The sequence below is a fragment of the Niastella populi genome (assembly GCF_002078015.1).
In the GTDB taxonomy this organism is placed as follows: Bacteria; Bacteroidota; Bacteroidia; order Chitinophagales; family Chitinophagaceae; genus Niastella; species Niastella populi.
In genome coordinates this window covers 199,129-224,086 of record NZ_LWBP01000210.1, presented here as the reverse complement: position 1 = coordinate 224,086, position 24,958 = coordinate 199,129, and the positions used below count along the sequence as shown (strand labels likewise).

15 protein-coding genes are annotated in these 24,958 nt (G+C 45.4%); 1 reads left to right on the top strand and 14 read right to left on the bottom strand.

Annotation, left to right across the window (positions count from 1 at the left end):
* Window positions 1-73: 73 nt before the first annotated feature.
* Together A4R26_RS26440 and A4R26_RS26435 are read right to left on the bottom strand one after the other, a co-directional pair.
* On the bottom strand, window positions 74-1,606 hold the full coding sequence (locus tag A4R26_RS26440; RefSeq protein WP_081169529.1) for a SusD/RagB family nutrient-binding outer membrane lipoprotein: 1,533 nt from the start codon (window positions 1,604-1,606) through the stop codon (window positions 74-76).
* Between the two features lie 54 nt (window positions 1,607-1,660).
* Complete coding sequence (locus A4R26_RS26435; RefSeq protein WP_081169528.1) at window positions 1,661-4,786, bottom strand: SusC/RagA family TonB-linked outer membrane protein; 3,126 nt, start codon at window positions 4,784-4,786, stop codon at window positions 1,661-1,663.
* Between the two features lie 434 nt (window positions 4,787-5,220).
* Here A4R26_RS26435 and A4R26_RS26430 point away from each other — a divergent pair, with 434 nt between their 5' ends.
* The gene (locus A4R26_RS26430; protein WP_081169527.1) at window positions 5,221-6,003 is read left to right on the top strand and encodes a DeoR/GlpR family DNA-binding transcription regulator; all 783 of its coding nucleotides are present in this window, start codon (window positions 5,221-5,223) and stop codon (window positions 6,001-6,003) included.
* A gap of 165 nt (window positions 6,004-6,168) precedes the next feature.
* On the opposite strand, the gene A4R26_RS26425 is transcribed toward A4R26_RS26430, so the two are convergent.
* The 12 genes from A4R26_RS26425 to ppk1 form a co-directional block, all read right to left on the bottom strand.
* Window positions 6,169-6,618 carry a contact-dependent growth inhibition system immunity protein gene (locus tag A4R26_RS26425; protein ID WP_133054785.1) on the bottom strand — a complete coding sequence of 150 codons (450 nt, stop codon included), beginning with the start codon at window positions 6,616-6,618 and terminating at the stop codon, window positions 6,169-6,171.
* 5 nt (window positions 6,619-6,623) lie between these two features.
* Window positions 6,624-6,956 carry an endonuclease toxin domain-containing protein gene (locus A4R26_RS26420; protein WP_341350293.1) on the bottom strand — a complete coding sequence of 111 codons (333 nt, stop codon included), beginning with the start codon at window positions 6,954-6,956 and terminating at the stop codon, window positions 6,624-6,626.
* A complete protein-coding gene (locus A4R26_RS26415) occupies window positions 6,919-7,290 on the bottom strand; it encodes a hypothetical protein (RefSeq protein ID WP_081169524.1) in 372 nt (123 codons plus the stop codon). Before A4R26_RS26415 ends, A4R26_RS26420 begins: the two co-directional genes overlap by 38 nt.
* 426 nt (window positions 7,291-7,716) lie before the next feature.
* Window positions 7,717-9,078, bottom strand: coding sequence for a DNA recombination protein RmuC (locus A4R26_RS26410; protein ID WP_081169523.1), 1,362 nt, complete (start codon window positions 9,076-9,078; stop codon window positions 7,717-7,719).
* Between the two features lie 116 nt (window positions 9,079-9,194).
* The gene (locus tag A4R26_RS26405; protein WP_081169522.1) at window positions 9,195-10,748 is read right to left on the bottom strand and encodes a SusD/RagB family nutrient-binding outer membrane lipoprotein; all 1,554 of its coding nucleotides are present in this window, start codon (window positions 10,746-10,748) and stop codon (window positions 9,195-9,197) included.
* Between the two features lie 24 nt (window positions 10,749-10,772).
* Complete coding sequence (locus A4R26_RS26400; protein ID WP_081169521.1) at window positions 10,773-14,093, bottom strand: SusC/RagA family TonB-linked outer membrane protein; 3,321 nt, start codon at window positions 14,091-14,093, stop codon at window positions 10,773-10,775.
* A 134-nt stretch (window positions 14,094-14,227) separates the two neighbouring features.
* Window positions 14,228-15,451: an ROK family protein gene (locus A4R26_RS26395; RefSeq protein ID WP_081169520.1), complete on the bottom strand. Its 1,224-nt coding sequence runs from the start codon at window positions 15,449-15,451 to the stop codon at window positions 14,228-14,230.
* A gap of 260 nt (window positions 15,452-15,711) precedes the next feature.
* A complete protein-coding gene (locus A4R26_RS26390) occupies window positions 15,712-16,734 on the bottom strand; it encodes a lipid A deacylase LpxR family protein (RefSeq protein ID WP_081169519.1) in 1,023 nt (340 codons plus the stop codon).
* Window positions 16,735-16,868: 134 nt separating this feature from the next.
* Window positions 16,869-19,232 (bottom strand): GAF domain-containing protein, encoded by a 2,364-nt coding sequence (locus tag A4R26_RS26385; RefSeq protein ID WP_133054784.1) that lies wholly within the window; start codon window positions 19,230-19,232, stop codon window positions 16,869-16,871.
* 234 nt (window positions 19,233-19,466) lie between these two features.
* Window positions 19,467-22,004 (bottom strand): BamA/TamA family outer membrane protein, encoded by a 2,538-nt coding sequence (locus A4R26_RS26380; protein ID WP_081169517.1) that lies wholly within the window; start codon window positions 22,002-22,004, stop codon window positions 19,467-19,469.
* 15 nt (window positions 22,005-22,019) lie between these two features.
* Window positions 22,020-22,883 (bottom strand): SdiA-regulated domain-containing protein, encoded by an 864-nt coding sequence (locus A4R26_RS26375; RefSeq protein WP_242675024.1) that lies wholly within the window; start codon window positions 22,881-22,883, stop codon window positions 22,020-22,022.
* 16 nt (window positions 22,884-22,899) lie between these two features.
* The gene (gene ppk1, locus A4R26_RS26370) at window positions 22,900-24,954 is read right to left on the bottom strand and encodes a polyphosphate kinase 1 (protein WP_081169515.1); all 2,055 of its coding nucleotides are present in this window, start codon (window positions 24,952-24,954) and stop codon (window positions 22,900-22,902) included.
* Window positions 24,955-24,958: the final 4 nt, after the last annotated feature.

Genomic DNA, 24,958 nt, shown 5'->3' with positions numbered 1-24,958 from the left:
TCGCGACTATTCAAATTTTATTACGACCTTGCGCCGCCCGAAAATTCGAGCCGATTGCCGATTGCCGTTTCAGTTACTTATCCCACCAGATACGGGTTAAAAATTCATCTGTACCCTGCCGGCTCACGGCAGCATTATACGATTCCGCATTCAGGTTTTGTTCTGATAACGGATACAATGCACGCCGGAAAAATTTTCCGCCGGTTGCGTTGCCGGGGTAGTTATTCGGAACCAATGCCGGATAACCGGTACGGCGGAAAGTGGCAAACACTTCCTGGGCATCGGGAAAAATACTTATCCAAAACTGTGTATAGATCTGTTCCATTTGCTGGTCGAAGGTGCCGCCTGTATTAAGAGCATTGCCGGCAACGTATTTATTGATATCTGATTCGGCTATTTGACCGGCGCTTCCGGCTATAATTGCCCACTGCCGCATGGCCGCTTCAATGCCGTTCCGGTACAACGAACTGGCTGTTGCCCCATTATACCAACCTCTGAGGGCGGCTTCGGCCAGCAGAAAATGCGACTCGGCCGCGGTAAATAACAACAACGGCGAACTCATCTGCAATACGGTTTTCGGGTTGGGCTCTGAATAGGTTACGAAATCGGCCGGTTTAATATTAATGAACGTGGCCGGCATTCCTTTCTGAATGGCAGTATCGGTACTGGGTGTTCCATTAACCCAAACCACAGAAAAAACGGGTAAGCGCGGATCTTTTGTCGATTTGAGGTAATTGATAAATACATTATGATACTTACCTCCTTCTGTATTGGTAGATCCATTCTGGGCAATATAATCGCTATTCCATAAATCAAAGACCAGCGGGTTTTTATTAATATCCTGGCCAGAGCCGATGTAAGATATTTTAGCAATATCGCCGTCCTGCAAAATAACACCGCCGGCAATTGCTTTTGCAACCCAGCTTTGCGCCAGGGTGGCATCTACTTTGGTCATCCGCATGCCCATTCTCAACATTAAAGAATAAGCGAATTTTTTCCATTTATCAATGTCGCCGCCATACATAAGGTCCGATGTTCCGAAAGTGGTTTTAGAAGCATCAAAGCTTTGTGCGGCCGATTCAAGTTCGGCCAGCATGTGGGCATAAATGTCTTTCTGTGAATCGTAGGCCGGTTTGTACAAAGCCGAATCGTACCCCAGCCCGGCCTCAAAATACGGTATGTCGCCATACAGGTCGGTAAGCCTGCTAAAACAGTACACCCGCCATATTTTAGCCGCTGCGAGCATATTAATTTTTGCTGCATCGCCCTGTACCGCTTTGATCACTATTCCAATTTCATTTATCTCATTCGTATAAGCGCTGCTGAAAGCGGCGGCTGTTTGCTGGCTTTGGTTGGTAACATACTTCGACCCAAACCCGGCCACATCATTATAGCTGGTAGTGTATTGCATATGACCTAAAAACAAGGCGAGCATATTGCCAGCGCCATCGTACTGCGCCTTGGTAAATACAAACTGAGGAACTACCGTTGAAACGGCATTCGGGTTGGTATTGGTTTCTTCGAAATTCTTGTCGCACGACTGCATGATAAATGTACCGGACAATATAACCAGGCAGGCCGTATATGTTGTTATGAGTTTTTTCATCTGAAAATATTTATGAGTTTTGCCATGGACGTTTCATCCTTCAATTTTTTGGAATTATAATTTAATACCCAGGTTCAGGCCATATGATCTTGTACGTGGCAGGCCAATAGACTCAAATCCCTGGGCATTGCTGTTGGTAAAACTCTGTTCCGGATCAAAATTGTCGGTTTGCCGGTAAAGGATGGCCAGGTTACGGGCAACGAACGACAGGCTGGCCGCCTGAATTTTCAGGAACTTTATTTTACTTACGGGGATGTTATACGAGAGTATCACCTGCCTGAGCTTTACAAAACTGCCATCATGCAGGAACAATTCGGAGTAAGTTTTGAAATTGTCGTAGTATGGGCGCAGATTGGCTACCGATACGGTTCTTGAATACGGGTTGCCGGCCTGGTCAACTCCTTTTAGTTCCAGTCCGTTCTCACGGCCGGGCAGCGTACTTTTCAATTTGCCCATACGGGTAGCATATAGTTCGAAGACGGAGAAAACCTTGTTACCGAATTTACCATCGAGCAAAAAGCTGAACGAAAAATCTTTATACCTGAATTCATTGGTGAGCCCCATGGTAAGCGGCGCCACGCTGTTGCCCAGTTCCTGCAGCGGGCTTACAACCGGCAATCCTGTGGTAGCATTGAAAACAGTGTTTCCATTTTCATCCTTAACCATGCGGGTACCTACGAGGGTACCGAAAGGCTGGCCTTCGATATGGTTGATGTAACACCAGTTACCAACGGCATTGGCTATCTGGATACTTTTTAAACCGGGAGCCAGTTGAACAACTTTACTGTTGTTGTAGGCTACATTATAGCTAACGTTCCAGCTAAACTTACCGGTAACCGGTTTACCGGTCAATAATGCCTCTATGCCCCGGTTGCGCAATTCGCCTACATTCAGAATTACATTGTTATAACCCGAGGTAGAGGAAATAGCCGTATTTACAATATCGTTTGTTGTTTTACGGTTGTAAACGGTAAAATCAAGTCCCAGCCTGTTGCGCAGCATTTGCAGTTCAATACCGGCTTCGTAGGTAGTTGAAGTATATGGCTTCAGGTTGGGATTTGAGATATTGTTACTGGTAACGTTCAATAACGCCGGCCCCGAACTGGGCACATTGCTATAAGTAAGATTGATAGCATACGGATCGGGCGCTCCGCCGCCTACCTGCGCCCATGAGGCTCTCAGTTTGGCAAAGTTAAAAAGGGAAGGAAGGCTGAGCGCATCGGACAGGATAAAGGCGCCGCCTACACTCGGATAAAAAATATGGTTATTTTTTGAACTGAGGGTCGAGAACCAGTCTTCGCGGCCTGTTAACGTAATAAACAACAGGTTCTTGTAATCGAGGTCTACAGAAGCAAAAACCGAATTCGTGGTAATACGGCCGTTATACGGTATGGTAGATGCCGTTGACAAATTTGAAAAACTGTAGTAATAAGGTATGGTAAAATTCCGGCCGCTCATGTTAAGCTGGTCGTTATTGAATTTGCGGCTATTTGCACCGGCCATTACCGAAATGCCGAGTTTCCCCGCCACAGATGTTTTGTACGAGGCGGTAACCATGGCATTGGTTTCAGACACATCAGATTTCAAACCGGCATACTCGCCATTCGGCGTATATAACGTTCCGGTAGGCATTACGTGCGAGTAATTATAGTTATAAAAATCACGGCTCACCGAGCCTTTGAATACCAGGTTTTTTACCAGTTCGTACGAAATATCGGCCTGACCTATAAACCGGTTCTTCCGGTCGTTTTCCTGCCATTTATTGCGCACAAAATACCCGTTCGAGGCAATGGCCACATCGTTCCAGATCGTTTCATTGCCGTTTGCATCATAACCGGGATCGAGCCAGCGCACATCGGCCGTATTGGCAATTTCAAGCGGGGTCCAGTTAGGATTTCCAAGGGCATCGCCAGCCATGGTACGGTTCTTCCCTTCTTCAAGATTATATTGCACTACCGCGTCGAGGTGTAGTTTATCGCTTAGTTTACTGTTTACAGACAGGTTAAAAGTTTTGCGCTTATAGGTAGTATTTGGTAGAATACCTTTACTGTTCAGGTCGGCAGCGGAGAACCGGAAATTGAACTTATCGGAACCGCCGGTAAGCGCTATGGTATTGGTAAACGTGGTGCCCGTTTGATAAAAGTTCTGCAGGTTCTTTTTTTGTGCAACATACGGATGTGTATTGCCGTCAACACCTACATAATCTTTCGAACCATCAATTTTTGCCCCCCACGAAAACCTGCCGCTTGCCTGTGATGCGGCAAGGGTTGTAGGTTTTACCCCCTGGGCGCCCTGGCCATATTCGTACTGAAAATCGGGAATGACCGCAATGTTCTCCATGGTATAGGTTGAATTATATTCCACACCAATTCCTCTTTGCGCCCTGCCTTTTTTTGTGGTAATAAGAATTACGCCATTCGCCGCCCGCGAACCGTACAAGGCTGCGGCCGTTCCTCCTTTCAATACACTTATTGATTCAATATCGTCGGGGTTTATACCGGCTATGCCATCGCCGCGGTCGATATTGAACGTAATACCATTTACAGTAGGCGCACCGCCCGGCACTGAATTATCTATGGGCATTCCGTTAATTACATACAGCGGCTGGTTATCGCCATTTAAAGAACCATTACCTCTTATAGTAACCCGGCTTGAACCGCCTGGACCTGTTGATAAACCGGCGGCATTAACGCCAGCAATTTTACCGGTCAGCGCATTGGCAACGTTATTTTCACGAGCCTGGGTAAACTCGCTCCCTTTTACTTCGGTAACGGCATAAGCTACCGCTTTCCGTTCTTTTTTCACGCCCAATGCCGTTACTACCACGTTGTCGAGCATATCGGCACTGCCATTTTTCAACGAGATGGTAATCATTGTTTCACCCGGCGTAACAGTGACCTGCTTTTTTTCAAACCCTACCGAGGTAATAAGTAATTGCAGCTCTGAAGAACCCAAACCGGCGGGCACCACCAGGGTAAAACGTCCCTTTAAATCGGTTGTGGTGGAGGCGTCACCTTTGCCTGTTACCAGGGTTACCGTGGCGTTGGGAAGTGGCGACTGGTCGGCTTCGCTTTTTACCAGCCCTTTCAATTGGGTCGTTTGGGCCAGGCCCGGGAAGGAGAATAAGAAATGAAAACATAGCAGCAAGCTGCCCGAAGCAATTAGTTTGACTCGTTTCATAAGCGTTTGAGTTGAGTAGAATGTTTGGTTACGTTGCGAATTCTGTCTCAATTTAAATAACAAAAACGAAATAACTGCAAATTATTTGCAATTATTATTCAAAATACTGCAAATACTTAGATAAAGGCATTTGAGAGCGGTTAAGGATGCAGATAAAGCAAATGCCACAATAAATACTGATTATCAACTAACAATAAATTATCTGCCAGGTAGACGTCAAAAACGAAAGAATGGAATTAACTTTGCAAAATATTTGCAATTATTGTATTATTGCAACAATTGCATAAATAGAAGGTCTTTACAATTCCGGGGTTACCCTTCCTGATTGAAAAATAAAATCGCCTAACCTTTAAAGAAGCCGTTTTATTTCGAGGTAAATATTGAATTTTGTCAATTGGAGAGGGACCTTAATCCAAACAATGTTTCAATAGTTTATGGCAAACAATAATCCCAATACACCGGCGCCGGTTGCATTGCAGAAAAAGGAAAGGAAGAAGCTTATCACTAAACAGGTAAATATCCATACCCGTTTAATGTTTACCGACCTGGTAAAGCTGATAGATGTGTCGGAAGACACCATCCGGCGCGATGTGAATGAGCTGGCCGAAGAGGGCCAGGTGATCCGCATTAAAGGCGGGGTGATGTCGGCTGCCTACCATATTGGCCATGAGTCGCAAACCTATTCGCAGCAACATAAAGAGATCATTGCCGATAAAACCCTGCAGCTGTTGAAGGAAGATATGATCGTGCTTATCGGCGGGGGGACTACCATCAGGGAGTTCATCAAAAAAATACCTGCTACCCTGCGGGCCACATTCATTACCGTAAATGTACTTTCTGCAGTTGAGCTGCTCGATAAACCAATGATCAAGACCATTATGATCGGCGGACAAATTTCTACCTACAGCCAGATGACCGTTAGCGGCGAAGTTTTTCAATACCTCAGTAATATAAAAGCCGACCTGTGCATTCTCGGTATCAATGCCATCGATTCCAACAGCGGTTTAACCGATTCAGACTGGGAAACCATTCAGGTAAAAAAAGCGATGATCAATGCGGCCGACAAAGTAGCCGTACTTACCATTTCTGAAAAACTGAATTCGGTGATGCAAATGAAGATCGCAGACGTAAATGAGATCGATTATTTAATCACAGAACTTACCCCCGACAGCAACGAATTACAGGCGTATAAAGCTAAAAATCTTACGCTACTGTAACCTCCAATGAATAGTTGAGGGCCTGAAATTCGGGTCTCACTCCAGCATAATAAATAGGTTACTCTTTCTTTTCAGTTCTTCTGTTTAAAAGATATGGCTTCTAGTGGTAGTAATAAAAATTCTCTACAACTAGAAGCCATAATTGTAAATTAATTGAAATAAACACTATTCACATTTGCTGAAAGTTTCCTCCAGGGCCTGCATTATTTCTTTATTAGAAGCAGTAAATAATACTTTAACAGCTTCGGCCCTGTCCTTATGCTCAAAATTAGCATCTTCACCACGCTTCGTTGGCAGAAATACCAGATAGTTGTCTTCTCTATAAATTTCAACCAAAAGCGTTCCGGCCTTTTGCAGCGGCTGTAAAGTTTTCAGTCCACATTTCTGTAAAAAATTCTGTTCGAATTCCTTCCAGTTCTGGGGATCGGGTAACCGTTTTGTATCATCTGTATTGAGGGAAACTTTTAATGCATTAACAACCACATCAACGCCTCTATCATCTTTAGCGATACGAGTGAACGGATCACATGCAACGGAGAATCCACTTTTAGTTTTGCATAAGGCAAACATCAGGTAATCTTCGGAATGTAGCTTATAAATTGAAGCTCCAGGCATATAAATCATTTTATTAATCTTAATTGAAATCCTATATTGTTTTTGTATGCATATTGCCAGGCTTTCGCTATTTCAACCCACTGCATCAGGCTGGTGCCAAACGGCTTTATTGCAACCTGCAATACTTTAGATGTAATATCTGCTTCCTTAATAATGACACCGGCCCTTGAGCCACCTTTAAACTGCATTAATACATCTATATATCCCTTTAAGACATCGAATACTTTACCTGCTCCAATATAACTCTTTGCTCCCATGTCAATGCTCTTGATACTTGTTGCAACACCTTCGCTAAATCTATCAATAGTTTTGAAACAATGGGGAAGGTTTATCCGCATCAAAATCGGGGTCTTTGGTTTGGGCAGTTGACTCTACCTTGTTGCCGAATAAAGCTACTTCAAAGTTCCGTATGGCCGGTTCCATAGTCGCCTGGTAGATATCCGTTTTACGTTCTTCTGTCAGTACCATACGCACATTACCCAAATGATCCTTAACAAAATAGTCGTGCTCAAAACTGCCCGGGTTGTTGTCCACTGCAGCTACAAACCGTGTTCTTCCTTCTTCGTGCATTATATGCTGGAGTTGATCGGTATGGTCAGTTGCCTCTGCCGGTACAGTCGCTTTGCTTTGGTAAACAAGGCCGCCTATATAATTTGTAGTTGTGGTAATCACCTTTCCCGATTACGGATTCCGCCAATGGTTTTGTTTGTGCAATTGTCCGTAACGCTAACAAGCCAATGAGGATAAGGCTACAGAAAACTCTTCTGAAACATAATAAATATTCCTTTAAAATTTTAACCAGGATGTTAATTGACTGATCTGAATTATTGAAGCTAACAGTTAATTGAATAGTATTGGGCCAGTTGGAAACTTTGAATTCAAAAGTAAAAAAAAAATACGTTATGTGTTGGATTTTCCTTAAGTCCTGATCGGATCTTTGGTCACATACAGTGTAAAGACCCTTTTCGCATATTCATTACGGCACGTTGGTAGTTTTTTGTATATACAGGTTGAAGTGAGCGGTTCCGTCAAAATGGCTTGAAAATAGTACGGGACAGCCGAGATTCCGGTCCTGCCTATCACGAAGTTAAACATTAACTATCCTTCTTCACCCTCATCCCCCTGCTCCAAATTCAAAGGATTCTGCTTTCCGAGAAGTGCAACCGCATCGTCTTTCGGCAATTCCTGTACAGCGCGTAATTTCTTTTCAATTGCCCTCGACCGCACACCTGCCTGTTCTATTACATTGCTGGCTTCCTGTAGTTTCTTTTGCGTTTTCTCCAGTATACCGCCGAAGTTGCCGAACTCGGTTTTCACCGCTCCCAGCAACTGCCATACTTCACCTGATCTTTTTTCAATGGCCAGCGTTCTGAAACCCATTTGCAAGCTGTTCAGCAAAGCCGATAACGTGGTTGGACCGGTAATGATGATCTTATATTCCCGTTGAATGCTTTCAAACAAACCGGGCGTACGCAACACCTCGGCATACAGGCTTTCGAAGGGCAGGAACAGGATGGCAAAATCAGTTGTATTTGGCGGGTCAATATATTTGCTGCTGATATCCAGGGCGCATTTCCGAATGCCTTTTATAAAATTCTTCCTGATCTCTTCCACCAGATCGGGTATTGCCTGATCGTATGCATCCATCAACGCTTCAAAATCTTCCTTGGGGAATTTGGAGTCGACGGGCAGCCATACCACTTTATCTTTGTCACCGCGCCCCGGTAATTTTATGGCAAACTCCACCAATGCATTGGAACCCTCTTTTGTTTTTACGTTGCGCCCGTATTGATCGATGGTGAGAATTTGTTCAAGTATGCTTTCCAGTTGATATTCGCCCAGCACACCTCTTGACTTTACATTGGTAAGTACCCGCTTCAAATCGCCTACGCCGGTTGCCAGTTGCTGCATATCGCCAAGTCCCTTATGCACAGCTTCCAGCCGCTCGCTTACCAGTTTGAACGATTCACCCAAACGGGCCTCCAGCGTTTTTTGTAATTTTTCGTCAACGGTTGCGCGCATTTCATCGAGCTTGCGTTCATTGCCCGTTTGCATCTCGGCCATTTTCTTCTCCAGGGTTTCACGCATCTGGTCTAACCGAAATGCTATGGCATTATTCTGTTCGCTTTGTTTGTTCAGCAAAGCATGAAAGCTATCTTTCTGCACCGTACTGGCGCTTGACATGGTTTGGGTTATAAGCTCGCCGAAATTTTTGAGCGAAGCGGCCAGCTCGGCGCGAATGCGTTGTGTATTATCGCCCGTTTCCTGGCGGTTGGTAACCATTTCCTGTTTCACGGCAGCCTCTATCCGGGCGATCTCCGTCATCACATTTTCCATTTTATACTTCATGGCCATCCAATCGGTATTGTTCTTCGCCCCCATTACTTTCAATGCAACACCCAGGGTAATGACGCTAACCAGCAGCAGAAGAACCAACAGCACTATAAATATTGTTTCCATGGTAATGGTATTGACGGGTCAATTTAAGCAATTGGTCAGAAATTGCCGACTTTACCCAATAAAAAAGCCCCGGTACGATTACCGGGGCTGTTAACTCTCAACACTTAATATGTAACTTATTTTACATCCCAAAATACTTTGGTAGTAACGTTATCACTCGACTTCACTGCTGCATAGTTTGCTGCATTTAAGCTGACTTCAGTTGAAGGATACAACAACCGAGTGGGCGGGGCGGGCGACAGCACAGACGAAGGATCATTTGGGAAATTTAACTTAGGCAATTTTGTCCGGCGCCATTCGATCCATGCCTGGTGAGCCTGGATCACGCCAAAATCGATCCACTTCTGCGTGGCGATCTTTTCCAGGTTATCGGTACCATATGCTATGGCAGGATTTGCCAGGTAAGTATTAATAACTCCATCTGAAGGCATTGCTTCTTTTGCTCCGGTATGGCTGCTGCCTGCATTTACCGACTGATAGAACTGAATGGATTGCTTAACGCCTGTTTCATATGCTGTTTTTGCATTTCCACCACCCCATCTTTCAAACGCTTCTGCTTTCAAAAAGCTTACTTCGGCGGCGGAGATAATTATACCAGGGAACACATTGTTCTCACTGAAGGTAGTAGAATCCCAGCGGGAGAAGTAATTGGTAGCAACTGAGTCTGCCACACGGGTAGCTGTCCAGTTATAAGGCACACCCTTGTATTCGCCTCTTCTATTTGCAGTAAAGTAAATGGGTAAGCGGGGATCTGCTGCCGGCGCCATAATGGTATCAACCATTTTGCTGCCTGGAAACGGATTTACACCAAAACCATTTCTGATATCATTGAGAACAGTAAGTGTACTGGTAGTGCTTGAAGGTTGAATTTTTATAGTTTCAGCAGCAGCATCAACAGTAGGATACTGAGTGGCATTACCCAGAATGGTTTGCACCAGTGACTTGGCTGCGGTTTCATTCTGATAAGAAATACGCATAGCCAAGCGCAACATCAACGAGTTGGCATATTTACGCCATTTGGTAATTGACCCTTTATTGATGTAATCATAAGCGGTCAACTGATCCTGGTAGAATTGCTCTGGTTTTACAGTTGCCAGGTAATCTGAAATACGTTTCAGATCGTTCAGGATGTTCGTATAAATATCAACACCCTTATCATAAGAAGCCAGTACAATAGTTCCTGTTGTATTCAACTGACCTGCAGTTGAAAAAGGAATATCACCCCACATATCTACCATTTGTGAAGTTTGGTCGTACAGGAATATCCTTGACGTTTCAAGGAACAACTGATAACCTGCTTTTTCAGCATCGGTTGCAAGATTGCCATAGTACTTTTCAATTTCACGATACCGGGCTATGGTATTATTATAAAAATAATCCCAGCGGTCTTTGGTATAGTTAACCGCCTGCTCATAAACTTTATCGCCCTGGGTATAACCGGCGGTCTGGCTATAAGTACCCATCATAGGGATCTGAAAAGTGAACAGTCCCCAATAACGCGGTAACACTCTTTCATTATAGAATAAACCTGAATACAAAGCTGGAATAGTGGCGTTTACAGAAGCATTGGGATCAAAATAACTACCCGTGATCTCAGATTTCTTACAACCCGTTACCAGCGCGCCTGCCGCCATAATTAAAAGCGGGATTGTTATAATAAGTTTTTTCATAATTGTCAATGTTTTTCAATGTGTTTAGAATGAAACCCTGATGCTGCCACCGAATGAACGGGTAGCGGCGTTACCCTGACCATTGGTTGTACCCTGAGAAACCCAGTTAGTACCAACACCTTCTTCAGGATCGTAGTTAGGCAGCGCCTTGTCGAAGTAAAACAGGTTTCTACCATAAACACTTAGCGTAAGGTTTTGTGCTTTTATTAAGCCGGCCACTTTTCTGGGCAACGTATATGACAGGACCACTTCACGCATTTTGATAAAATCATTATCGAACACAGCGTCAGCATAGCTGATATTTGATCCTACAAATGAACCCCAGTTATAATGGTAGCGGTAATATGTAGGTGCATCTATGATAGTAGTGTTTTCTTTACCATCAGCAGTTACCCCTTTTATTATCATACCATCGTTGTAAACTTTTTGTCCGCCCGGACCAGCAGCTGTTCCTGCAGGCACCTGGATATTTTTTCCGCTTGCATCAGTATAAAAAGACAAACCACCATGCTCTGTATCGCGGCCATGGAGCGTGCTCTTATACATGCCGGAACCTGTTCCGTACAACATAGCCTGTGAAATAATCTGACCGCCAAAACGGAAATCAACCACTACATTCAGATTCCAGTTCTTGTAGGAAAAGTTGTTGATAAAACCACCTACTGCTTTTGGTTGCAGGTTACCCAGGGATTGCAGCGTATCGAAATTGATCTCATGCAAACCGCTGGCGGTTATAATATAATTCCCTTTGTCATCGGTTCTTCTTTTGTAACCAACAATTTCGCCGGCTGCCTTGCCAGGCTGAGCTACTACGAATGCAGAACCGTTATCGAGATTAGCCTGTTGCAATCTTTCCAAACCTGGCATCAGGGAGATAACCTTGTTACGGTTGAAAGCAATATTCAGGCGGGTATCCCATGCATAATCTTTTGTTTTAACCGGTGTACCATACAAACCCAATTCAACCCCATAGTTACGCATATCACCCACATTCACCCACACGCTTGAAGCACCAATGGTTGCAGGCGTAGTAAGTTCCAGGATCTGATCTTTGATCTTGTCATTATAGTAAGTGAGGTCAAAACCCAAACGGTTGTTCAGGAACCTGTTTTCCAAACCAAACTCGATCTCGTTCTTTTGTTCGTTCTTCAGATCCTTATTACCATATCGTGTAGTTGGCGGATACAGGATGGGAATACCTTCCACATTGGATGGCGGGTTAGAATAATAGGCAACATTACCTACATATGCCGGAGGCGGATTACCCACTACACCCCATGAAGCGCGCAGTTTGCTATAGGTAAAGAAGGCAGGTAATTGAAGCGCATTGGTTAACTCAAATGCCGCACTTACACCAGGATAATAAAAGGTGTTATTGCCTGGGGCCAGAGACGAAGTAACTTCTCTTCTTAATGTACCTTCTACGAAAAGGAAGTCTTTGTACTCGATGTTCAAAATACCAAATGCACCATCTTTAACCAATCTTTGGTTTCTTACTGTACTGCCTGAGTTGTTTTTAGAGGCGTTCAAACTGAACCAGTTTTCCTGTGTTAAACCATCCCTGGTAGTAGCCTCGTTCCAACGATAATCTTCTTTACGCGCCTGATAACCTACTGATACCGTCGTATTGAAATCTTCTGAAAGCTTGCGATTATAGGACAGTAAAACGTCACCATAATTTACAACAAAGCGATTGGAATTGGTAGCATACCGGCCGGTAGCACCAAATGAAATGGGCTGTGTTGATTTTTCTTTTGTTTCAGCATAATAACCGGTATAATCAGTGCCATAACGACCGCGGAAGTTCAATCCTTTGGCGATATTCCAATTAAGCGTTGCGGAAACCAGGAAGCGGTTGCTGGTTTCATCAAAATTATTAGCGAGCTGGTTCCACAAAAAGTCGAGGAAGTCCTTAGCGCGGATGTTGTATTTTAATCTTTCCTCCACATCGAGATTGCTGTTCCAGTCAACCCATTTGTACCCTTTGGATGTCTGATACTTGTTGAAGTATGCATCCATATTATCAGCAGGGCTGAAGAAACCGCCGAAGTTGTTGGTAACATAATACAACTGACGTGGCCTGTTATGTACTTTCTCGTTAATGTAGTTTGCAATCAAATCAACCGAAACTTTCGATGTAACCTTATAGGTTGAGTTAAAATTGAATGTATTTTTTTCCTGTTTACCACCAATCTGAATACCCTTGTAATCGTTACGGGTATACGATAAGCGGTAATTCATTTTATCAGTTGAGTTATTGATGGCAATGTTGGCAATTTGGCTATGCCCTGTTCTGTAAAATTCTTTCCAGAGATTTTGACCTTTGTACTCACGCATGGTACCATCCCAGTAATAGATCTGGCGGCCATCTATTTTTGGACCAAACTGGGCATAGGCTCTATAATTGGGGTATTGTACCGCCTGGCCATTTATTGTTCTGTTGATCCAGCCCTGATCATCGGCACCCTGTCCTATATTTACTGCACGTTCGTAACCCGGACCATATTCTGTTTGCAGATCGGGCACTACAGCCACCTGCTCCACGTTGGCACTCAGGTTAACATCTACACCTAATCCTTTACGGCCTTTACCATTTTTGGTAGTAATAACGACAACGCCAAAATTGGCATCGGAACCATACAGTGCGGAAGCAGCAGCACCTTTCAGGATGTTGATGCTTTCAATGTTCTCAGGGTTGATATCGAGCAAACCATTACCATTCAACCGTTGGTTGCCACCCCAGTAACCTTCACTGTTGGCATCACCATTACGGATAACCACACCATCCACTACCAGCAATGGCTGACCCTGACCATTAATTGAGTTGATACCCCTGATCTGAATAGACGCGGCACTAGTTGCACCGCCAGGGTTGGTACTAATGGTAACGCCGGGCGCTTTACCATACAATGCAGAGGCAAAGTTGGTAGGAGCCGTTTGAAGGATGTCTTTACCTGTTACCTGTGAAGTGGCATAACCTAATTTGCGTTGATCTTTCTTAATACCCAACGCGGTTACTACCACGCCTTCGAGACTGGTGATCTCGCCGGCCAGGGAAACATCCAATGTAGTCTGGCTACCTACTGTAACTTCTTTTCTATCGAATCCGATGGAAGAAAAAACCAGGATCGGGTTAGCAGAAGAAACCGGGATCCTGAAGACACCGTTCATGTCGGAAACCGTAGCGGTTGTTGAACCTTTTTCAGAGATGGAAACACCTGGCAAAGCTTTACCAGTGCTGTCCTTTACTACTCCTGAGATCATCCTTTTTTCCTGCGCAGTACCTGTAAGGCTCCAGATACCGGCCAGCATGACCAGAAGTAGACGGATTGTTGCTTTCGTCATAGCAGTTTGTTTGATTGTTTAAAATTTTCCCTGTTTATATAGCAGATGCCGGAATGCTGCGTTCAACGCATTCCTGGTTTAAAAACAGTCTTATATAGGTATAGGTATAAAGCTTAATTAAAGAAAGGACCGGATCAGATAAAAACATCCGGTCTGTTTTCGTATATCAGGTTTTTCACATCATCGCGTTCATAATTTTCCATAACAAGCGCGGCTGCGCCTGTCAGTTCTGCATTGTACCCGAGCGCCGATACTTCTATTTCTGTATTTAATGATAAACGCGGTATGCAATGTTCATTCAATGCCTGCTGAATAGGCGCCTGCCAGATCTTCCCGGCCGCTGAGCCGCGTCCGCTCAGGATCACTACCTCAGGATTCAACAGGTGGATCAGGATGGCCACGCCCCTTCCAATATTGTACCCTGCCTCTGACAGGATCTCTACCGCAAACTTGTCGCCCCGGCTGGCCGCGGTTACTATATTCTGAAATGCTTTTTCCGGGTGATCGACCAAAAGCGCCGATTCTTTCAGCATCGACAGTTTGCCACTCTTCAATCCATTGCTCGCCTTTTCGATCACTACCAACAATGAGGTTTCGGTTTCAAGGCAACCGCTTTTACCGCAGCTGCATAATTTATTATTCAGAAATAATGGTATATGGCTGAACTCGCCCGCAAACCCATCATGGCCCCTGAACAATTCCCCTTCAAGGATCATCCCTAACCCCACTCCCCAGCCGACATTGATCACCAATGCATTCTTTTTTTCACGCGCAGCTCCGAACTTCAGTTCGGCCAACGCGATCAAACGCGAGTCGTTATCTATGAACACCGGTAATTTCACTTTTGCCGAAATGTACTGGCTAATGGTGTATCCATCTGTTTCAAGGAAGGTGTAATTGATCCCTTTTACCGCATTTACAAAACCAGGCATTCCGATCCCTATGCCGGCAATTTTGCTCTTCGGAATTCCCGAACGGATAATTATTTCGTTGATTTTTTCTGCAAGGGCTGCGGGTGCATTCGGATTCTTAGTGAGTGGTAGCTCGAACAGTTCAATAGCGGTCACGTTCCTGTTCTGCATGTCGAGAATAGCTATCTGCATAACCAACTGGTCCATAGCCACAGACACTACATACATTACATCCTGTTTCAATGAGTACATTACAGGGCGCCTTCCACCGGTTGAAGCTGCATACCCGGTTTCGGTTACCATCCCCTCCTCCATTAACTTACCCAACATTCGGGTGGTAAGCGGTATGCTTTTGTGGATCTTGTCACTCAGGTCGGCACAGGATAACATATTGCCAAAATAGAGATGTTTAACGATCCTCCTTTTATACAATAAGTTTTTTTCCATGCGCGGCGTTAGTTGGTTCTTTTATCAAATTTAATTGTAAGTTAAAATATCTTTTTAATTTTTTATTAAATGTTTTTAATTTTTTTTCATTACTCCCGCTAGTCCATTGACTATCAAATTATAATTTTCTGCAAATAGTCTTGATTCAGGGAGTACGTATGGTGGCTTTTTCGATTGCTATACGATGCTAAAGGGGGTGCAAAAACAAAAAAGAAGGGCTTCCTTAACAGGAAACCCTCCTCTTTAAATCCTATTCTTTTTTACCAGGCGAAGTGTAGCGAAATATTGCCGATCTCCTGCCTGCCCGTTCCTTTTACAACCGGCGTCATAGTTGTCTGCGTAAAAGAGATCCCCACCTGCCCTGCCGACACAACCAGTCCATACCCCATTTTTGCTACAACCCGGTTCCGAACCCGGTCGCCGGTCACCGGTTCATCGGCGTAGGGGTCTGGCACCGGCGCCGGTTCATTATTACGGTTAAACACCCCGCCATCTATCAATGCATGGCTAAGCATGTATTCAACCACAGGCCGCACCATACCATACACCTGCCAGCGGCTTTTTCGGCCCGGTGGGGCAGAAAACTGTGAAACATACCCCTTGAAATAAGGTGTCATTTTACCAAGGCGAATGAGAGCATACAATGAAAATCCATTCATGGCGGTTCCGGCAAAAGCCCGGGCGCCGCCGACCGCTTCCATAAAATGGCCAAGGTGCCACAGCTCCTTTTCCCCCGCCACACTTACGTTCAACAACAGATCGGTTTTTAGCTGATGATCCCAACCATTCGGTTTTACAATGCCAACGATCTGGTGCGCTTTTAACTGGGCATTTTTTGCCAGCGAGGGCGGCCCCATTACACCCAGCAACACTTCTGTTTGCCAACCGTACTTTTTTATGGCATTGGCTGAAAGCAAAGAGTGGGTGGCGAACAATCCGCCGGCATAGGCGAAATCATTTCTGTCGGGTATTCTTTTAAGGATATTCTTTGGGGTGTAGATCACCTGCATGAGGCTGAAGCCAAAGGTATTCACGCTGCTGTCGCCGGCCTTTGGCATAATGCGGTTGAGAAAGAAAAGCGTTTGTTTATTGCTAACCAGAAAATAGTCGAGCCGGGTGCCATTTGAATAACCCCGGTCGGTGCCTTCGCCCGGTAAATTGATAATGTCATTGTCCTCATAGGCGCGCAACAAATGCCTGTATGCCGCCTGCTGCTGCGTAAGGCCCGTTTCCGTTATTCCAATCCCTAACAACAACAATAAAATTATTTGTCCGCGCTTCATAATTACAGTTTAGCCTGGCAACATGGAAAGCATCTGCCGGTAATTGAAATACCAGTCTTTCTTCCGATGGTTGTACGAGGTAATAACGTGTAACCCTCCGCCTGCAATACTATTGCGACGATTTTTTTTGAAGTTTATGCGTTCTCATTGTTATCATACGCCAGGTTAATGCCTACCCGTAACGCTTTCAACCCGGCTACGCCCTGTAGTTCTTCCAGATCGAGGAACTCAAGATCATTCAACAATATTCCCTGCTCCTGCAAATACTGAATATGCGAAATGTATTCATCGGCATCGCGGCGGTTAAAGTATACCAGTGCAATTTTGCCGGGTTGGGTCAACCGTTCGTTGGTATCGGCCACATGCACTTTATCGATCCGCTTTTTTATTACCTGATACCTGATGTTGTAGCCGCCTTCGGCATCGAACCGGCGTTCGTCGTTCCGGAAACTGATATCGATCGTACTGCTGTGTATGAAGATCAACTGGGTTGTTTCCAATGGTTTCGACAATTTCGGCAACATCTCATGGGTGATCTTTGCAATGGCAGCCATTGACGAAAGCTGCCACAGGCGCAGGTTCTTCAGGTACAGTATATCGAATGGTTTGTTTGGCGCAATGGACTGTCCTATATAAATATCATACTCTACCCCATCGGTCCTGAAGCGTTCGAAATAGCAGGGATACGATTGCTGCAGTTCATCCTTCATCAGGTCGAGGTAATTGTTCACCGCCATGTTTACCGACTGCATCGATTCTTCCAGCTGCCGTCTGTTCGCCCACACCACTCCTTTTGTTTCCTCTATGGCGGCAAAATATTTTTCAACGATGGCTGCCGATCCGGGATGGGTTAGCTTGAAATGTTTCAGGAAAGAAACGGCTTCTTTTTCAAGGAAATCGGTGAGCTTTACTTCGCCATGCGGCGTAAGGGAGTCATCGAGTGTATTTTTCCACTTGCGGCATTTATAGATCATTTCATCGGTCAATGCCAGCGTATAATGCTTTTTAACCTCCTGCAGGGTTTCGAGCAGGATGGCGAACTGTTGCTGCAGATCGCTGAGCTGCGCTTTATTGCGTTCAATGGTTGAATTGCGGATGTCGATAGCGCCGTACAGCGGGTATACATCCTCAAACCCAATGGTTTCTATTTTTCCTTTGCCGGTATTTTCCTGCTGTTCTATATAACGCCAGGCCGCTTCATTGAATTTCCATTGTACTGCGGGTTGCAGTGAGGTGAATTTTTCTTTTATCACCCCATCGATGGCCGCATTGAAATGATCGATCGTAAGCTGCACCAGTTGCGCCAGCACAGGATAGGCCGGTTCAAGCATGGCCAGCACCTTCTCATCGAGGATGCCCGGCACCCTGGTAAAAATTTCCATGATGCCCGCCAGCTTATTATTCGAGTACAACGGTAACACCATGAACGACTGTATACCGGTTCTGGTGCAGGATGCCAGGAAGGGATATAATTTGGCTTCTTTTGAAGAAATGGTTTTGTAAATAAGCGGTTTCGGATTGCGGATATATTCCCCAACGAACGACCGATAAGCATTCCGGGCGGCCTGGCTATTACAATCCTCGGTCATCAGTACGCTTTTCAGGTCCTGCACCTCGGGCAACACCAGTTCATCGTTTATCATGAACAACGGCGTTACGTTGAAATCGATGGCGTTATTCTGCACCAGCGTTTTCAATGATTTCGACACGTCTTTGTAGCATTCATCTTCCGAATGCATGTTATGCGAAACAATGGTGTTCCTGATGGTTTCTACGGCATACTTCGCTGTTTCGTCAGTGATAGTAACTACCGACATTCCCCTGAATTTAAAGATGCTTAACGGCAATATCTTCTCCAGCTTTTCAAAACCATGCTCATCATCCAACTGGCCCGGGCCAGCGATCGAATTCAGATCGGGCAAGGGGCCAACCGGTGTTACTTCTATAAAACGGGTATCGATGTTTATTTTCAAATGCCGCAGCAGCCCCGTTTCTTCATCCACAAAAGTGTGGATCATGTCATTCTTGTGAAAAGGGGAAAAATTGTAAATACGTTCAAGGATAAAGGTATAGGCCATGCGCAAATTGCGCAGCTTCATTACCTTATCATCACCCGGCAACACCGCCTTTTTGAGTTTCTTATCGCGGGTATCGATCATCAGGTTATAAAAGGCATCTGTACCATATATGAACAGTGGCCGCAATGGCATACCCAGCGCCCAGGGAAGGCGGTTTTCATCTTCAGTGACATTCGACATACTTACAAAGATCAGTTCGAGTATGTCGCGGTATTTGTCCATGTTTTCGACAGAAATGTCGCCTTCCAGTTCAGGAAATTGCTCCATTTTCTCCAGCAAAAACGCGGTCAGTTTATCTTTTAATGAAGAATCGTTCTTTAAACTCTTTTTCAGAAAATTAATGAAGGGACGCAGTGAAAAAGCCGTATCCAGTTTATTTAAAGTAAACTTCTCATTAATATTTAACGTCATCGTTTGCATACACAAGGCCTTTAAGGCGTGAAACGTAAAAAGTGAAACGTGAAACCCACAATCGGGGAGTTGCCAGATCAAATTTCACAAAAATTGGCATTCTACCGGGAAGGGAATATTCGGGCGGCGCTTTTCACGGTTGCCATTTAACGTTTCGCGAATAAGATGCCACAACTCAAAAACAGCTGTAATGTCACCTGCAGGAACCGGAAACCGGCAATATATCATATAAAGTTGTATCCGTTAAAACCTGAATCCCATGATCACATAGGGAAACCAGCCTTCTTTTGACCAACCGGCCGTAACCTGGAATACTGCCATTTGAGCAGGCGCGAAATAAAATCCTCCCCCAACGCCCTGGTGCCATATGCTGGATGACTCATTTTTTTCCCAAACCCGGCCCACATCATAAAAACCCGTCATTCCAAACTGACCAGGGAGTATATAGCTGGCAAAGTTAGCCAGCTTTAAACGAAATTCAAGATTGTTGTATACCATATGCTCCCCGGCAAAACGGTACTGCCTGAAGCCAAACAGGTTTTCATGTCCGCCTAAAAAGGCCGACTGATAAAAAGCTGCTTTACCAATGGTAACAGCGCCGCCTAACCGGTTGGCAACTACCAGCGTAGCTCTTTTGTTCAGGCGCTTATAAACAGCAACTTCCGGTATCAGCTGCATATAGGATTTCGATATATCGTTCATGCCGGCATGCGCATGCGCCTGCAAATTGATATAATGCCCCGCTGTAGTAAGTATAGGGTTATTGCGTTTGTCGCTTATGAGGTTAATTATTACACCGCCATGCAGTTTGTCCTGGTGAATGGTATTACTGTCATATGAACTGATCAGCGATACGTTGGTATTTATGAACCGGCCTTTGTTCTCCACGCTATCGGAATGATAGAACTGAAGGGAGGGACCGGCGCTCAGTGTTACAGACCGGCCCAGGTGCCAGCGAAGCGATGGGTTAAAATGATATACATTATACCGGGTACGGTAAAATCTTCTGAAATCCCCTTCTTTTATATATTCCGTTTCGTTGCCCCTGCCAAAAAAGTTGCGGGTATTGTTTGGCGCAAATATATTGGCCTGCAGCGTTATATCGGCCTTTCCAACAGCCCGTAACCATTCCCCCCGATACCTGATGCGGTAAGCAGCAGTGGAAAAGGAATGCGCAAGGGAGATCTGTTGTATACTGCCATAGGGCATTCTTTTAAAACCGGGTGTAAATATTTTAACGCCGCCGCCAAGTAAAAGCCCGTCATCGAGGTTAAAACCGGCAGCTATCACCGGTTTTACAATAGCGTAGGGATTGGTTGGGGTAAAACCCGTATTAGCAGTGTCGTTCGACAAATGCGTTTTCAACCGGCCGGTTTTACCCGTAAATACGGCGCCTGTTTCGCGTTCGTACACACACACTTTTTTACCCGATGCCGCCACGTTATACACTTTATTGCCTTCGCCCCCGACAATACGCACTTTGATCTTCTTGTTGGTATTGTTCAATACCACACTGTCGTTGCCCTTTCCTATAAATATTCGCAACTCCTTTGTCTCTGATGAAACAAATGTGCGGGAAAATAGTTGATCTTGGGCCTTTCCTTTCTTCGAAAGTTTGTGAATGGTTACCAGTAAACCATTTTCAGGAGCGTCTGTTATTTCAACCAGCTCGTTTTTGCCGGAGAGCTGAAGGTCTACAATGCGGTTCAGAAAGCGATAGTAATTTTCCATGGCCTTTGGCATGGCAGCGCGCCGCATTTTCATTTTCTGCAGCAGCTCGTCATGTTTCATCACATATACTTCCGGCGGCAACCGCTTCAACGCCGCCTCTATCACCTCATCGGTCATTTTTGCCAGAAACTCATTGGTGAGTTGCATCCAGCGATCATGATCAAACTGAATCAAAAACCGGGCATTGAGCAAACGGCCGTTGAAGAAAGCGTAGTTCTGCCGTTTGATGTCACCGCGGAAACCGGTGAGGAAGGGCGCCACCCATTTGCGGGATGCGATCCGTGGAAAAAAACCTTCATTGCGGTACAGCACCTGGTCGCGATCGCGCGGAATGGGTGCATACTTTCTTCCGCGTCCCTTTTGTTCATCTACCCAGCGCCACTGGTCTTCATGCCGGTCCCAGTCGCCCATAAATATATCGAGCAGGCGGGCCCTGAAGAATGCCACCGTATCGATCACGTTGTCATTGTCTTCATTCAGGCGTTCCAGCATTTTAAAGGTATTGTCTGAATCGCCATACGGCTCTCTTTGTTCCAGCAAACACATGGTGTTGGCAAATTCCTTTTCAAACTCGCCAAGCCCTTCGGGTGCTACCCTGCCAATAACAGGATTGCTGTGCGGCACATCCGCCGCATCTGATAACACCGGAACGATGAGGGGTGCATAGGGATGCTGCGCGCTCATGGCATCGCGTACCCAATCGGCGGCAAAAGTTTGGCGAAATGTTTCGGGCAGAATTATTTCGGGGTATTTTTCAATACTACGCAATACCCATTCATTGCCTTTGGCGTCTTTAAGCCGAAGAGAGCGGGTCTGGTGGCCGCCTCCGCGTTGTATGGGGGTAAGCCCTCTTGCACTAACATTGATAACGGGCAGCTTAACCGGCGCCGCCCATTCTTTCCGGAAATTTTCACCAAATAACCGCCGGTGCCACCTGGTAACACTGTCATACGAAGGATGGGCTTTAACAACGGCACTGTCGGTTTGCGCTTTCGCAAGCGGCGCGGTGAATACAATAAGTAATGCAAGGTGTAGAATTCTTTTTGACATAGGCTCTCCCAAGGTTTACTTTCCCTTCCATTTAATTTTTAAAATATTTCCGGAATGCAGGTCTCCGCCCTCATTGGATACATACAGATTGTTGTCTTTGTCAAATGCCATTCCCTCTGGCTGAATATAGATGGCCGGATTCAGTTTATACGCGGCGGTCACTTTCCAGTTGCTATCGGTTATCACCAATAATTTATTTATTGATGTTATGATATACCATTCGTTAGTACGGGGGTTGCGGGCAAGGGCAGATGGATGAAAGTTGATTTTTTTCTCGCCGGTAATATCCTTTATGGAGTGTACATCGATCTCAAAAGTCCCTTTCTGACCAATCGATCCGTCGTTATTTAGCTGCAAGATATAGCCTTTTGCGGTTTTACTGCTTTTTTCATCAACACAATCCTTGCATATAATGTAGATTGTATTGTCTTTTTCATCAGCATACATTCCTTCATACTCTCCCTCAGGCAGCAGGTGTTCCCATTCCTTTACATTACCCGTTTCTTCGGGGTGACGAATATCAGCAAAAGGAAACGTGAACAGCACGCCGTTGCTTTTCAACATGATCACCGTGTTGTTACAGATAGCCACATCCTCATAGTCGCCATGTTTGCCGAACTTGAAATGCTGCGACCGTTTATCACCCGGTTTCAGGTAATACAGCTTGCCGCTTTCATCTTCCTGGGCATACAATGTATCGCTGTTCCCTTTATAAAATGTAATGCCCGAAATTTCTTCGAGGCTTGGCGGCATAACGATCTTTTGCGGTTTGTTGATATCGTACTCATTCGGACTTTCAAACTTCCGCTTTGGTGCGCAGGCGGTTGACGCCAGTGCAAATGCCAGCACGATCAACCGGCCCGGAGCTATTTTTTTCATATACATACTTGCTGTTTTACGCCTTACCTGCAGCCAAAAACTGATAGATCGCTTTTTGCGAACAAAAAGCTTTGCCTTCTTCGCTGGGTAACGGTATATTGTTCAGATGCTGGTCGATGGCTACGGCCTGGCCATTATCCTGTAACTGCAGTTGCAACAGCTCCAGTACCTGTTTTTTAATGCCCTTATCATACACGGGAAACACCACCTCTATGCGCCGGTATACATTCCGGTTCATCCAGTCGGCCGAACCCATATACAATTCGGTTGAGCCATTATTATGAAATACAAAGATCCTTCCATGCTCGAGGTACCGGTCAACTATGCGGGTTACGGTAATATTTTCACTCAACCCCGGCACACCCGGCCGCAAACAGCAAATGCTTCGTACAATGAGGCGTACCTGCACGCCCGCCTGTGAGGCTTCGTATAACTTGTTGATCAAAACCTTTTCTTCGAGGTTGTTCATCTTGATGGTGATGATGGCGGGCTTGCCTTCGAGGGCATTTGCCATTTCCCGGTCGATCATTTCAAGGAAGCGTTGCTGCAGGTTGAACTGCGCCACCAGTAACTGGTCGAATGTTATAAGGCCGGGATTGCCGGCTTTCTTCCTGTGCCCAAGGAAAATGAACAGCAGTTCCATTTCGCGGAGGATGCCGGCATGGGCGGTAAAAAGAATATGATCGGTATACAAACGGGCGGTGCTTTCGTTCATGTTGCCCGTTGCCAGCAGGCCGGTATAGGTAATGCGTTTGTCTTTTTTTCGTTTTACCAGGGCGATCTTGGCATGTACTTTCAGGGTAGTGGCGCTGTAAATTATTTTAACGCCGGCTTTACTCATCTTCTTCGCCCAGCGAATATTATTGGCTTCATCGAACCGGGCTTTCAGCTCTACGAGTACCGACACTTTTTTTCCATTCTTTGCCGCGCTTACCAGCGCATTGCCTATTCTTGAATCGCTGGCGATCCGGTACAGGGTTACATAGATCTCGGTAACAGCCGGGTCAACCGCCGCTTCGTTGAAGAACCGCAGTACCAGGTCGTACGACTGATAGGGCGGATGCAGCATGATGTCTTTCTTTTCAACCAGATCGAAAAGCGACAATACCCCATCGCCGGGTTTTACCGCAATGGCCGGCCATTTATCATAACTCATTGCCGCATCCTTTACGGGAAATGCCATCAGGTCTTTCAGGTTGTGATAACAGCCGCCCCGGATCACCATGGCGTTTTGCAGTTTAAGTGCCATGATCAGTAACTGCAGGTGCCCCTCTTCGACACCGGGCTCATGCAGCAGCCGGGTTGCCAGCCCGAAATCGCGTTTGCTTAACTGCTCCTCAATTTTGCGGGCCACATCGCCTTCATAATCATCTTCCACCTCCAGCTGGGCATCGCGCGTTATTTTAAAACTGTAACAGCCCTTGATGACCGCATGTTTGAATATGGCCGAAAGGTTGTCTTTGATGATATCATCGAGAAAAACGACAAACTGTTCATCACCGCGCTGCACACTGAAGAACCGCGGCATGTTGTCTGATGGAATATTGAGTATGACCAGCTCATCGTACCCGCGATCGTTCTCTATGACGGTAAGCAGGTAGATCTTATTATTCTCGGGAAAGAATTTAACGCCGGAAATAGACAGGTAAACCGGCTGCAGAAATGCCATTACCTGGGTGTAGAAATAATCGGCCACTTCGGCTTTTATATTTTCAGGTACCGGTTCGTTGTACAGTAAATGAATATTCTTTTCCCTGAGCAGGGGCAACAGTTCGTTGGTAAAAATAAACCCGAAGCGCTCCTGTTGCTCATTGATAATTTTATCTATCTGCAACAACAGTTCTGTTTTGGCCTTTTCTTTTTTATGTTCCCCTTTCGACTGGTGTATTTTTTCCAGTGCCATTACAGCGGGCATGCGCACACGGTAAAATTCGTCGAGGTTCGACGAATAGATAGATAAGAATTTGATCCGTTCCAATAATGGCACGTTGTCGCTGCCTGCTTCTTCCAGCACCCTTCCGTTAAACGACAACCAGCTGAGGTCCCTGTCGAAAAAAGATTCAGATTGCATGCAA